Source organism: Streptomyces sp. NBC_01217 (assembly GCF_035994185.1).
Classification (GTDB): Bacteria; Actinomycetota; Actinomycetes; order Streptomycetales; family Streptomycetaceae; genus Streptomyces.
On the sequence record NZ_CP108538.1, the window covers coordinates 2755431 to 2768028 of the forward strand.

General features: G+C 68.4%; 11 protein-coding genes. 7 read left to right on the forward strand and 4 right to left on the reverse strand.

Annotated features, from left to right (window positions below):
- Positions 1–75 precede the first annotated feature (75 nt).
- From OG507_RS11990 to OG507_RS12000, 3 genes are read right to left on the reverse strand one after another with little or no spacing between them, the layout of a single operon-like run.
- Positions 76–1983: a CotH kinase family protein gene (locus OG507_RS11990; RefSeq protein ID WP_327367172.1), complete on the reverse strand. Its 1908-nt coding sequence runs from the start codon at positions 1981–1983 to the stop codon at positions 76–78.
- The gene (locus OG507_RS11995) at positions 1983–2660 is read right to left on the reverse strand and encodes a DUF4956 domain-containing protein (protein WP_327367173.1); all 678 of its coding nucleotides are present in this window, start codon (positions 2658–2660) and stop codon (positions 1983–1985) included. The genes OG507_RS11990 and OG507_RS11995 overlap by 1 nt, the downstream gene beginning before the upstream one ends.
- A complete protein-coding gene (locus OG507_RS12000; protein ID WP_442810965.1) occupies positions 2657–3520 on the reverse strand; it encodes a polyphosphate polymerase domain-containing protein in 864 nt (287 codons plus the stop codon). Before OG507_RS12000 ends, OG507_RS11995 begins: the two co-directional genes overlap by 4 nt.
- Before the next feature lie 354 nt (positions 3521–3874).
- On the opposite strand from OG507_RS12000, the gene OG507_RS12005 reads away from it, so the two are divergent.
- The 3 genes from OG507_RS12005 to OG507_RS12015 all read left to right on the forward strand — a co-directional run bounded on the left by OG507_RS12005 (position 3875) and on the right by OG507_RS12015 (position 7261).
- The gene (locus OG507_RS12005; RefSeq protein ID WP_327367174.1) at positions 3875–4525 is read left to right on the forward strand and encodes an NADPH-dependent F420 reductase; all 651 of its coding nucleotides are present in this window, start codon (positions 3875–3877) and stop codon (positions 4523–4525) included.
- A 247-nt stretch (positions 4526–4772) separates the two neighbouring features.
- A complete protein-coding gene (locus tag OG507_RS12010; RefSeq protein WP_327367175.1) occupies positions 4773–5816 on the forward strand; it encodes an MBL fold metallo-hydrolase in 1044 nt (347 codons plus the stop codon).
- A 425-nt stretch (positions 5817–6241) separates the two neighbouring features.
- Positions 6242–7261 carry a LacI family DNA-binding transcriptional regulator gene (locus OG507_RS12015; RefSeq protein ID WP_327367176.1) on the forward strand — a complete coding sequence of 340 codons (1020 nt, stop codon included), beginning with the start codon at positions 6242–6244 and terminating at the stop codon, positions 7259–7261.
- Positions 7262–7343: 82 nt separating this feature from the next.
- Here OG507_RS12015 and OG507_RS12020 read toward each other — a convergent pair whose 3' ends face one another.
- A complete protein-coding gene (locus OG507_RS12020) occupies positions 7344–7904 on the reverse strand; it encodes a hypothetical protein (protein WP_327367177.1) in 561 nt (186 codons plus the stop codon).
- A gap of 287 nt (positions 7905–8191) precedes the next feature.
- On the opposite strand from OG507_RS12020, the gene OG507_RS12025 reads away from it, so the two are divergent.
- From OG507_RS12025 to OG507_RS12040, 4 genes are all read left to right on the forward strand, one after another.
- Positions 8192–9430, forward strand: coding sequence for an IS701 family transposase (locus OG507_RS12025; RefSeq protein WP_327371945.1), 1239 nt, complete (start codon positions 8192–8194; stop codon positions 9428–9430).
- 105 nt (positions 9431–9535) lie between these two features.
- Positions 9536–10822, forward strand: coding sequence for an extracellular solute-binding protein (locus OG507_RS12030; RefSeq protein ID WP_327367178.1), 1287 nt, complete (start codon positions 9536–9538; stop codon positions 10820–10822).
- 8 nt (positions 10823–10830) lie between these two features.
- Positions 10831–11730, forward strand: coding sequence for a carbohydrate ABC transporter permease (locus OG507_RS12035; protein WP_327367179.1), 900 nt, complete (start codon positions 10831–10833; stop codon positions 11728–11730).
- Positions 11731–11734: 4 nt separating this feature from the next.
- Complete coding sequence (locus tag OG507_RS12040) at positions 11735–12598, forward strand: carbohydrate ABC transporter permease (RefSeq protein ID WP_327367180.1); 864 nt, start codon at positions 11735–11737, stop codon at positions 12596–12598.

Consider the following 12598-nt stretch of genomic DNA (forward strand, 5'->3'; position numbering starts at 1 on the left):
GTGCCGCGCGAGAGTAGCGGCACCGGCTGTGAGAGATCCCGGAGCCCGGGACGGGGGGCGTCCCGGGCTCCGGGATCATCCGGCGACCTGTTTGTTCTTTGCAAGCGCCGTGGTGCGCTCGGTCACCGTGGTGCGCAGCTTCTCCACGGCGGCGTCCAGCTCCTTGGAAGAGCCGGCCGCCTCACGGGCCTGGTCCGCGATGGTGTCCAGAGCCTTGGCCGCCGTACCGGAGGCGAAGGTTTTGGCGTAGACCTTCTTGTACGCCGCCTTGTAGACCGCGTCGAAGGCGTCGGACTCCAGGAACCGGTCCTTCAGGCCGTTCCCGCTCATGAAGCCACCCCGGCCCTCTTCGCCGTTCCCGCCACCTGGCATTCCCTCCGGCATTCCCTCCGGCATTCCCTCCGGCATTCCCTCCGGCATTCCCTCCGGCATTCCCTCCGGCATTCCCTCCGGCATCTGGGGCATACCTTCAGGGGCGCCTTCGCCGTTCTGCCCTTCTCCTCCCTGCCCGCGGCCGCCGCCCATGCCTATTTTGTCGTCCGGGCCGGCGGTGGCGTCTCCGGAGAAGGTGAGGTTGTAGTCCCACCCCAGGACGGAGAACTTCTTGGTGTCCAGGTCGTAATAGAGCATGTAGTTCTTACCGGGACCGGAGATGTCGTCGAAGTTGAGCAGGAGGTTCTGCGTGGCGATGTACGTGGCGAGCGAGTCGACGTCGACGTACTTGTGCAGTTCCTCCTCGAACTCCTTATCGGAAGCCTTGTCCGTCCATTTGATCAACTTCATGAGCGGTTCCAGGTCCTGGCTGCCGACCTTGTTGAGCTGGCGGAAGGACGTCTCGTAGTCGGACGGGTCATCCCCGCGGTACTCAAAACTTCCGCCGGCCCGCGCTTTGTACAGCATCCCGTTGCCGTCGCCGATGGCCTCGGCGTACTCGGTGTCCGGGTTGTCGACCATCAGACGGGAAACCGCGGGCCGGTTGTTCACCTGCACCAAGCTGAAGCTGTACGCCTCGGCAGGCTGTCCGGAGGACTTGGTCAGCGACAGCGACAGCGCCTCGTTCAACGGCACCTGCTCGTCGGCGCCCGGGCGCAGCGAGATCTCCCGCTCGCCCTGGTAGGCGCGTCCTTCGATGTACTCGTCGATCTTGATCAGCCAGGGCAGTTCCTCGGGCTTCTTCGCGGACAGGTCGTACTGAACCATCCCGCCGGGTCCCCCGACTGCGTTGCCCTGACTACCACCGGCAGCCCCGCCCGTACCGCCCTGACCTCCGGCGGCACCTCCGGTGCTGTCCTGACCTCCGGTCGCAGCCCCACCCGTGCCTTTCTGCCCGCCCGCGGGAGCCCCGGCCGTACCGTCCTGGCCTGCGGTGGCGGCGGGAGGGCCGCCGGTCGCACCGTTCTCGGTCTTCTGGCCGGGCTGCTGCTCGATGGTGCCGGGACCGCCGCCGGTGTTCTGGCCGCGGTCCCGGCCCCCGCCCGCGCCCTGATCGGCGCCGGGCGGGCCGCCCTGCTGGCCACCGGCGTTGCCGGGCATGTTCCGGCCGCCACCGGGCATGCCCTTGCCGTTGCCCCGCAGGGACGACAGGGTGGAGTTCCCCTTGAGACGGATCCCGACGTCCTCGAGATGGACGCCGTCGATCGTCAGATCGGCCGAGATGTAGTCCTTCGTGCCCTCGTCCTTGAACTCCTTCATCATCTTGTCGAAGTCGGTCTGCTCGTAGGTGAGCTGGATCGAGTGGGACACCGACGCGTCGTAGAGGTCGACAGTGCCTTCGATGTTCTGTGTGATGGCGTCGGCCTCCACCCGTGAGGAGGAGGTCACGTACGGCGACACGCGGGCGTCGCCGAAGAAGTAGACCGCCACCGCGAGTCCCGCGCACAGCGCCCCGGCCGGCTTCCAGTGGTGGCGCAGCCGCACCGGCAGCCGGTCCTTCACCCGCCGTTTGCGTACCGGCACCACCGGGTCCCGCTTGTCGCCGGTCATCACAGGTCCGTGGTGTCGTAACCGGTCAGGACCGTCACCCGCTGCCCGGACGTACGCTCCTGCAGCGCCGACACCAGATCACCGGGCTCGGCGCCCTTCTTCATCCGCACGGTGTAGAACACCTCGGTCAACGCGCCGCCGCGGATCGTCTCGGTGCTCACCAGCTCGTACTCAGTCGTGTACTTGATCAGGACGTCGCTGATCGCCGGGCCGTAGTCCTCGCCCGGCGGGACCTGAACCTTGACGACCTGCCGCTGCACGTTCAGGGCGAACCAGTTGAACTTGAACATGACCAGGATGACGACGCACACCACGATGGCGCCGGCCACGGCCAGCGTGTAGAAGCGGGCACCGCAGGCCATGCCGATCGCCATGGTCAGGAAGATGAAGCCGACGTCCCGGGTCTCCTTGACCGCGTTACGGAACCGGACCACCGACAACGCACCGACCAGGGAGAACGCCCGTGCCAGGTTGGAGCCGACCACCAGCATGATCAGCGCGACGACCATGCCGACGATCACGAGGGTCTGGACGTAGGACTGGCTGTAGGACACGTTGCGGTGCGTGTACCGGTAGGTGTAGCCGATCACCGCGCTCAGGATGAACGACAGCGCCATCGCCAACACGACGTCGGCGACGCTGAACGTCCCGCTGAGTTCCTGCAGATCGAAATTCACTGTGCTCCTGCTTTCAGCAGCGTGTGCGACTGCTGCTCGACGGGGGAAGGCGGCGGGAAGTCCGCCTCATTGATGTGGAAGACCGAGCGCGGCGCGAGGCCGAACGCCTCGACGGACTGGACGTACTTGGAGATCCGGACCAGGTTGAGGTTGCGTCGGGCCGTCAGATCGGTGATCCAGTGCGGGGTGCGCTCGTTCACCTTGATCTCCATCACCGACATGTGCGGCGGGATGGTGAACCGGTTCTCCGGGGTGGGCGTGCCGAAGTGGAGGTCCCGGTCCCGGCCGCGTACGCGCCGGTCGAAGGTGACCCGCAGACCGGTGTCGGCGTTCCGGCCCACCAGAGCCTCACGCTGGTAGCCGGTGATCGCGGTGGGCTGCAGATTCAGCCGTACAATCAGGTCAAGCACTTCCTGGATGAAGGCGCTCTCCTTCGCACTGTGGTCGACCATCTCGCGGCCGTCGCACAGGCGCCGCGCCACTCCGTACGGCAGGGTGATCCGCCGCTTCTGCGTGACCCGGTTGACGCGCTGCTTGATCTCCACGCACACCGGCGACTCGTCGGTGACCCCGTCGAGATCTCCGTAGTGACGGATCCGCAGCTTGCGGCGGAACTTCAGCCCCTCGATCTTCTCCCAGTAGAACCGCAGCTGTGGAGTGTCGTAGTACAAGCTCCACACGCCGTAGCCGCCCACCGGGCTGTTGAGATCACGGTCCATCCGCTCACCCAGCTCATCCCGGATCTCCGCGGCCTGCTCGACCGGCACCAGATACTTCAACTCGAACCGGTTGAACGCATGCAGCCTGCTGGCCACATGCAGCGGCTGCCCGTCCTCTTCTGCCCCTGCGGCTCGTGACACCTACGCCTCCTCGTCGTACGGTCCGGACCAGCCGGCCAGAAGAGACGCAATCAACCGCACATGAGGAGCCCATGAGAATCGTGGGTGTATTGCAGGAGCACTCAAGGTGTCCAGAAGATGAACGAGTGCGCCACGGTTGCTCGCGAATCCGGCTCACAAACGTCTGACCCAACCCAATGCGAGCGGATCGAGGACACGGCTAAAGACTGTTCGGCTCTCGCAACCGGTCCGTGACCGGCCGCTCGCAGGGCCTCGTCAGGGACTCGATCGCGGACTCTGGCTCCGAGAACCTTTGTCAGACAGGATCTCGTGTCGTCCCGAATCAGCAGGAACAGATGCGGAGAGGGGCGTTCGATGAAGATCGGCGTGCTGGGAACGGGCAACATGGCGGACGCGCTCGCCACGCACTGGGCGCGGGCAGGGCACGAGGTGGTCGTGGGGAGACGGGACGAAAACAAGGCACAGCAGCTCGCGGCTCGCATCGGGGGCGGCGTGCGGCACGGGAGTCTGCACGCGGCGGCCGAGTTCGGTGAAGTGGTACTCGCCGCGCTGCCGTACGGCGCGGGGGAGGATGTGGCGGAGAGGCTGCGCGCGGCCCTGAACGGGAAGGTGTTGCTCGACTGCTCCAATCCGGTCGGGCCCGGCTTCCGTCTGCTGACGGACAACGGCATCTCGGCGGCGCGACGACTGGCCGCGGCAGCACCCGGCGCCCATGTCGTCAAGGCGTTCAACCTCTGCCACGAGAACGTGTGGCGCATGAACCCGCCCGTCTTCGACGGACGCCCCCTCGCCGTTCCGGTCTGCGGGGACGACGAGGCAGCACTCGCGCTCGTACGCGAGCTGGTGCGGGACGTGGGCTGCGAGCCGGTGGCCGGGGGCGGACTCGAACGGGCGGGGCTGGTGGAGGCGACCGCCGCGCTGTTCATCTGGCTGTGGGTCGGCGAGGGCGCGGATGCCCAGACGATCGCACCGCCGTTGGCCTGTGCGGCGGGCCCCGAGAGGTGAGAGGGCAGAAAGGTGCCGAGGCAGGTGGTCGTGATGCGCGATCTCTCGTGGGTGGGCCGGCGGCTGACGACCGGCGCCTGTGCCGGGTCCGCGCATTCGGGGTGAACGCCTGGCTCCTCAGGCGCACTTGACAGATGGTCGACTGGGGCTACTACTGAAACAAGTTCTCGTTACAGTGGGCGCGGTGCACCGCACAGTCGTGCGCCCGGTGCGCCGGCCATGACTCGGAGCGAGAAATGGGGAGCCCATGACACAGGTGACCGACCACGGCGGGGGCGTGCACAGCATCAAGGTCCCCATCCCGGACAATCCGCTCGGCCACACCCTTGTGCATGTCCTCGACACCGATCGCGGACCGGTCCTGATCGACACGGGCTGGGACGATCCGGAGGCGTGGGACACGCTCGTCGACGGGCTCGCCGCCGTCGGGGTGGGTGTCGGCGACATCCACGGTGTGGTCATCACCCACCACCATCCCGACCACCACGGTCTCTCCGGGCAGGTGCGCGAGGCGTCCGGTGCCTGGATCGCCATGCATGCGGCGGACACCGCGATCGTGCGCCGGACCCGTGAGTCCGGGCCGGGCACCTGGCTGACGTATCTCTCGGCGAAGCTCACCGCGGTCGGCGCACCCGAGGAACATCTCGCGCCGCTGCGGGCCGCCGCCGCGGCGAGAGGTGGCCGGATGCGTACCCTGCCCGGGCTGCGGGCCGCGCTTCCGGACCGGGAGATCGTGCCCGGTGAGCTCCTCGGCCTGGCGGGCCGCAGGCTGCGGGCCATCTGGACGCCGGGGCACACGCCCGGCCATGTCTGCCTGCATCTGGAGGAGGAGCATCCGGGGAATCTGCCCGGCCGGGGACGGCTCTTCTCCGGGGATCATCTGCTGCCGGGGATCAGTCCGCACATCGGGTTGTACGAGGACCCGGACGACGCGACCGTGACCGACCCTCTCGGGGACTACCTCGACTCCCTGGAGCGCATCGGCAGGCTCGGGGTCGCCGAGGTGCTGCCCGCCCATCAGCACGCGTTCACGGATGCCGCGGCGCGCGTGCAGCAACTCCTGGACCATCACGAGGAGCGGCTGACCGGGCTGCTCGGCCTGCTGGCCGCCCCGCTCACGCCGTGGGAGCTGGCCGAGCGGATGGAGTGGAACCGGCCCTGGGAGCAGATCCCGCACGGCTCGCGGAACATCGCCGTTTCGGAGGCGGAGGCGCATCTGCGGCGGCTGGTGAAGCTGGGGCGCGCGGAGGCGGTGGCGGGGAGCGAGCCGGTTACGTACATCGCGGTGTGATTACGCGGTGGGGGGGCGGGCTGTGCGAGTGAGCGGTGAGGGCTGGCGGCGCGGGTGATCGGTGCGGGCCGGCAGCGCGGGTGAGCGGTGTGGCGGTGCGAGTGCTCGGTGCGGGCGAGCACCGCGGTGTGAAACGCGACGGCGTGCCGGTGAGCCGCGTCACGGGCTCGCGGCGCCTTTGCGCCGAGCGGCCACCCCTCGCGGTGCGCCGTCGCGGTGTGATTCATAGCTCCTGCTCGGCGCAGACCCGCTGACATCCCCCCACAGACGCCCGCCCACACCTCCGGCATCACCGTCCCGAGGCCGGACAACCCGCCCGCCCGAGTGATGCCAGAGGTATTGACTTCCCTCATTCAAACCGGTTTAGTGACGCTCGCCGGATCACTTAAACCGGTTTAGACGAGACTGGATCCGAAGGAGGCGTCATGAGGCAGCGGCCCACCATCGCTGATGTGGCGCGACGCGCAGGCGTCTCCCGTAGCTCGGTGTCCTTCGCGCTCAACGACCGGCCCGGTCTCGCCAAGGAGACCAAGGCGCGCATCCTGGCCGCCGCCGAGGAGCTCGGGTGGACGCCCAGCCGGCCGGCGCGGGCGCTGTCGCTCGGCAAGGCGGGGGCTCTCGGTCTTGTGGTGACCCGCGAGCCGGGACTCATCGGCGCGGACCCCTTCTTCCCGGCCTTCATCGCAGGTGTGGAGTCCGTACTCGCCGAGCGCGGCGACGGCCTCGTCCTGCACGTCACCCCGGCCGACCAGGAGCGCGATGTGTACGAGCGCCTCTCGGCCGACCGGCGCGTCGACGGCGTACTGCTGACCGACATCCGCCAGGACGATCCGCGTCCCGCCCTGCTCACCGCACTCTGTCTGCCCGCCGTCGCGGTGGGCCGCCGCGACTGGGTCGACGGGCCGTGCGCGGTCACGCTCGACGACCGGCCCGCGTTCGTCGCCGCGATCCGCCGCCTGGCCGAGCTGGGCCACCGCCGCATCGCGCACGTGGAAGGTCCCCAGGAGTTCCGGCACGCACAGCACCGCCGCGCCGCCTGGGCGGACACCCTGCGCGAACTCGGCCTGCCCGAGGGCCCGTTGCGTCCCGGCGGCTTCACCGCCGAGGGCGGCGCCGCGGCCACCCGCGAGCTGCTGGCCCTCGACACACCGCCCACCGCGATCGTCTACGGCAACGACCTGGCGGCCACCGCCGGTCTGGCCGTCGCCCAGGAGCTGGGCGTGCCGGTCCCCGGCCGGCTCTCCATCGTCGGCTACGACGACACCATGCTGGCCCAGTACACCCACCCTCCCCTGACCTCCGCCCGCGTGGACGCCCAGGGCTGGGGAGCGGCGGCCGCCCGCGCGCTCGACGCGGTGATCGCCGACGGCAGCGCCCCCGATGTGGAGCTGCCGCCCGCCGAATTCCTGCCACGAGGCTCGATCGGTCCCGCACCGCGCGACTAGTACTCCAGCCGTAGATCGTGATCAGGAGTTAGGTCGTCGTGGTAGTGGCTGTGGCGGCCTCATCAGTCATTACGGGGAAGGCTTACTGCCCGCCGAGTCGGAGTACAGCAACCACGTACAGGCTCCCGGACACCGTCAGAAGCAGAAAGGCGAGAACCGTGTGGCCGACGAGCCCTCGCCCTGGGGCAAGGCCCAGATGTGCCCGGGCCGCACGGCTCACACGGGGCCTGGGGACACCTCGCGCGGCGTTCGCGTCTGCCTTCTCGATCGCTCGGCGCAGCTTCCTGCGGCTTCTCTCGGTCGTGATACCCAGGCGCACACCGTGGGCGTCGCGCACCAACAAGGTCCGGTACACGCTGCCGTACGAGAAGGTCGTCAGCAGCCGGACGGTGGTGATCCGGTTGAGGTCGACGGACCGTTCGCCGGTCAGGGTGTGCGCAGTCAGGTGCGACGATGAGTGCCGGAACGGTGCTTTCTCCTCGCACATTGCGGTCAGGAGGATGAAGCCGGCGATCGCGGACAGCAGGCCGAGCACGATCGGTGCGCCGTCGGGGACTATCCCCGCCCTGGCCAACCCGTAGCCGCCGAAGGGCAGCAGGAGGACCGTCACTACCAGACCCGATCCCATGCGTGCACGCGCCACGCTGCGGGCTGTGGTTGCTTCCACTGACGTCCCCGTTTCTGTTGGCAGACATCAGCATGCATGCGCGGCGGACCTCTGCACATTGCCGGTGTCCGGCAATCTTCGGCTCGGGATCCATCGGGTTTAGGGCCCCAGTACCAGCAGGACTCCGTGCTCTCGTCGTTCGTCGCGGGAACAGGACAGCCACCGCGTGATCTTGGTGAGGTGTGTGGACTCTTCAAGATAGTGCGGTGGCCGCGAGCCACAGCGTAGACCCTGCCCGCTGGCAGGAGACGTTCGAGGCCCTGATGGGCCGGATAGCGGGCCGGTTTGCTCGGGTTGAACCCCGGCTCCGGGTACGGGACTTGGTGCTGGGGCTGCTGTCGGACCTGCCGCGCAAGAACTGCTGGTCGATCGCCGAGTGGGCCGGGGAGGCGAGTCCAGACGGCATGCAGCACTTGCTCGGCCGGGCCAGGTGGGATGCCGACCGCGTACGTGATGACGTGCGTGAGTACGTGCTGGATCATCTGCACGATGAGGATGCGGTGCTGGTGGTCGACGAGACCGGGGACGTGAAGAAGGGCACGCACACCGTCGGTGTCCAGCGCCAGTACACCGGCACTGCCGGGAGAATCGAAAACGCGCAGGTCGCGGTCTACCTCGTCTATGCGGGCCGCCGCGGGCACGCGGCGGTGGACCGTGAGCTGTACATCCCGCGCTCTTGGACTGCGGATCCGGACCGCTGCCGGGCCGCTGGCCTGGGCGAGGACACCGTCTTCGCGACCAAGCCGGAGCTGGCCGCCCGCATGATCGACCGGTTCCTCGACGCCGGGCACCGCGTGGGCTGGGTCGCGGGGGACGAGGTCTACGGCGGCAACCCGAAGCTGCGGTCCGCGCTTGAAGAGCGCGGCACCGGCTACGTGCTTGCGGTCGCTTGCTCTCACGAAGTCACCACCGGTGCCGGGAGGTTCCGCGCGGATGCCTTGGCCGCGAGGGTGCCGAAGCGGGCCTGGCAGAAGCTGTCGGCAGGGGCCGGCGCCAAGGGACACCGCTTCTACGACTGGGTCGTCATCGACCTGGCCGAACCCCGCCCCGGCAGCCGCCAGCTGCTGATCCGCCGCAACCGCACCACCGGTGAACTCGCCTACTACCGCTGCTTCTCACCCGACCCGGCGCCCCTGAACACCCTGGTCCGCGTCGCTGGATCAAGGTGGCGGGTGGAGGAGACCTTCCAGTCCGGAAAGGGCCTGGCCGGACTCGACGAGCACCAAGTCCGCCGCTACACCTCCTGGTCCCGCTGGGTCACCCTGGCCATGCTCGCTCACGCCTTCCTCGCCGTTGTCCGCGCCGACGAACACGCCCGGCGCCCCGCACCTGACGGACTTATCCCGCTCACCTGCAACGAGATCCAGCGACTGTTCATCACCTTGGTCGTCCGGCCCGTGCGCGAGGTAGCCCACCGGCTCGCCTGGTCCGCCTGGCGACGCCGCCACCAGGCCCGAGCCCAAGCCAGCCATTACCGACGACAAGCCGCGAATCAGACATGAAGATCACGATCTACGGCTGGAGTACTAGTCGCGAGCGGGCCGCCCGAGAAGTGGCGGGGTATCCGCCCGGCAACGAAGCCGGGCGCGCAGAGTTCGGAGACACTCATGCTGAGGAGAACGGCCTACGCGCTGCTCGTACTCGCGTTGTCGGCCACGGCAACGGCCTGCGCCCGGTCGGGGCCCGATGCGGTCACCGCCGCCGCATCGCGCGGACCGATCACCGTCTGGCTGTCCAACAACGCCCAAGAGGTCGAGTGGGGCGAAAAGATGGTCGCCGACTGGAACCGGCAGCACCCCGATCAGAGGATCACAGCGCAGAGCATTCCGGCGGGCAAGACCTCCGAGGAGGCGATCAGCGCCTCGATCATCGCAGGCAGCACCGCCTGTCTGGTGTTCAACACCTCACCCGCGGCCGTCCCGCAGTTCGAGAAGCAGGCCGGACTGGTCCCGCTGAGCGACTTCCCCGACGGCGCGAAGTACATCGAGGGGCGCACCGGTCCGCTGGCCGCCCAGTACCGCTCCGCGGACGGCTCGTACTACCAGATGCCGTGGAAGAGCAATCCGGGGATGATCCTCTACAACAAGAAGATCTTCAAGAAGGCCGGGCTCGACCCGGAGCACCCCCGGCTCACCACGTACGACGAATTCCTGGAGACCTCCCGGAAGATCGTCAGGAGCGGCGCCGCCGAGGCCGCGATCTGGCCCGCGCCGAGCAGTGAGTTCTTCCAGTCCTGGTTCGACTTCTACCCGGCCTTCATCGCCGAGAGCGGCGGCAAGCAGCTGGTCGAGGACGGCAAGCCGCAGTTCGACACGGCGGCGGGCCGCCGGGTGGCCGCCTTCTGGCGGCAGATGTACGCGGAGAAGCTCGCCCCGCAGGAGTCCTACCCGGGCGACGCGCTCGGTGAGCAGAAGACCGCGATGTCGACGGTCGGCCCCTGGGCCGTCGCGGCCTACAAGGACAGCCTGGACTGGGGAGTCGTCCCGGTCCCGACCTCCGACGGCAGGCCCGCGAGCGAGATCCACACCTTCGGCGACGAGAAGTCCATCGGGATGTACAGCTCCTGCAAGAACCGGGCCACCGCCTGGGACGTGCTGAAGTTCGCCACGTCGAAGGAACAGGACGGCAGGTTCCTCGCCGTCACCGGCCAGATGCCGATGCGCGAGCACCTGGTCTCCACGTATCCCGGCTTCTTCGCCGAGAACCCGTCCTACAAGGCCTTCGCCGACCAGGCGGAGCGCGTCGTCGAGGTCCCCAACGTGCCCGGATCGATCGACATGTGGCAGGCGTTCCGCGACGCCTGGACGCGATCGGTGATCTTCGGCCGTCAGTCCACCGCAGCCGCCCTGCACGATGCCGACGTCAGGATCACCAAGATCCTCGCCGAGTACTGAGGCCCGCCATGAACCTTCTCCAAGCCAAGGCCCCCGCCCGGCGCGGCACTTCGCGCATAGGCGCGCTCTTCGTCACCCCTTACGTGGTGTTCGTACTCGCCGTCTTCGCGGTTCCCCTCGTCTACACGGTGTGGATCTCCTTCCACCGCTTCTACTTCACCGCCCCCGGCGCCGACGCCGACACCCCCTGGGTGGGACTGGACAACTACCGGGCGGTGTTCACGGATCCGGTGGTGGGCCAGGCCTTCCTCAACATCCTGGTCTTCCTGGTCATCAATGTGCCGCTGACCGTGGGCCTATCCCTGGTCCTCGCCTCGGCGCTCAATGCCAAGCTGCCGTTCCGGTCCTTCTTCCGGGCCGCCTACTACGTTCCGTACGTCACCGCGAGCGTGGCCCTGGTCGCGGTCTGGCAGTTCCTGTTCGGCGGCAGCGGACTGGTCAACAACCTGCTGGGCGACCTCGCCCCCGATCCGTCCTGGCTGGTCAACTCGACGCTCGCGATGCCGGTGATCGCCTTCTTCGTCACCTGGAAGCAGCTCGGCTTCTTCGTGATGCTGTACCTCGCCGCACTGCAGAACGTCGGCAGGGAGCTGTACGAGGCCGCGTCCGTCGACGGGGCGGGCCGCATCCGCCAGTTCTTCTCCGTCACCGTGCCGGGTGTCCGCCCCGCGACCACCCTGGTCGTCATCTACGCGGTCATCACCGGCGCGAACCTCTTCAGCGAGCCCTATCTGCTGACCGGCGGGGGCGGCCCCGACCATGCCTCCGCCTCCCCGGTGCTGCTCATGTACCAGAAGGGCATCGAGCAGGGGCACCCCGACTTCGCCGCCGCGCTCGGCGTCGTACTGGTGGCCTTCGTGCTCGCCGTCTCCCTGCTCGCCCGCAGGCTCACCGAGAGGGGCAACTGACACCATGAGCACAACTGCCGCCACCACGCCCCCGCGGGCGCACAACCGGCTGGGCCGCAGGGTCCGGCTCCTGGTCCTCCTGGCCGGTGCCCTCGCCTTCCTCTTCCCCTTCTACTACATGGTGGTCGGGTCGCTCCGGGCCACCACCACCGGCGCCCTCTCCTCCGCCGTCCCCGCCGACGTCACCGGCGGAAACTACGCGGCGATCAACGGCGCCATCTCGCTGGGCCGTTCACTGCTGAACTCGGGCATCATGACCGGCGGCGTACTTCTGTGCACCCTGGTCTTCGGGCTGCTCACCGGATACGCCCTCGCCCAGCTGCACTTCCGCGGCCGCGGCACCGTCTTCGCCACCCTGCTGCTGGTCCAGATGATCCCGTTCCAACTGCTGATGCTGCCGCTGTACGTCCTGGTCGTCCGCGACTACGGCCTCGGCGACAACTACCTCGGCATGATCCTGCCGTTCGCGATCAACTCGACCGCGGTCTTCCTCTTCCGCCAGTTCTTCCTCCAGATGCCCGCCTCGCTCTTCGAGGCGGCCCGCATCGACGGAGCGGGCGAACTGACGATCCTCACGCGGATCGCCGTCCCCATGGCCCGGCCCGCGCTGCTGAGCGGCGTCCTGCTGACCTTCATCGGTCCGTGGAACGAATTCCTCTGGCCCTTCCTGGTCACCAAGAACGCCGACATGCAGCCGCTGGCCGTCTCCCTGGCCGGCTTCCTCTCCAACCTCCAGGGCACGGTCTCCAATCCGACCGGCGCGCTGATGGCCGGTGCCTGTGTGCTGGCCGCCCCCGCCGTGGCCCTGTTCCTCCTCTTCCAGCGCCACTTCACCTCCACCGACATCGACTCCGGAACAAAGGGCTGA

Coding starts and splice junctions, on each gene's coding strand:
- OG507_RS12025 (WP_327371945.1), top strand. CDS start 8,192: ATGGGCCGGATAGCGGGCCGGTTTGCTCGGGTTGAACCCCGGCTCCGG.
- OG507_RS12015 (WP_327367176.1), top strand. CDS start 6,242: ATGAGGCAGCGGCCCACCATCGCTGATGTGGCGCGACGCGCAGGCGTC.
- OG507_RS12005 (WP_327367174.1), top strand. CDS start 3,875: ATGAAGATCGGCGTGCTGGGAACGGGCAACATGGCGGACGCGCTCGCC.
- OG507_RS12010 (WP_327367175.1), top strand. CDS start 4,773: ATGACACAGGTGACCGACCACGGCGGGGGCGTGCACAGCATCAAGGTC.
- OG507_RS12040 (WP_327367180.1), top strand. CDS start 11,735: ATGAGCACAACTGCCGCCACCACGCCCCCGCGGGCGCACAACCGGCTG.
- OG507_RS12035 (WP_327367179.1), top strand. CDS start 10,831: ATGAACCTTCTCCAAGCCAAGGCCCCCGCCCGGCGCGGCACTTCGCGC.
- OG507_RS11990 (WP_327367172.1), bottom strand. CDS start 1,983: ATGACCGGCGACAAGCGGGACCCGGTGGTGCCGGTACGCAAACGGCGG.
- OG507_RS12030 (WP_327367178.1), top strand. CDS start 9,536: ATGCTGAGGAGAACGGCCTACGCGCTGCTCGTACTCGCGTTGTCGGCC.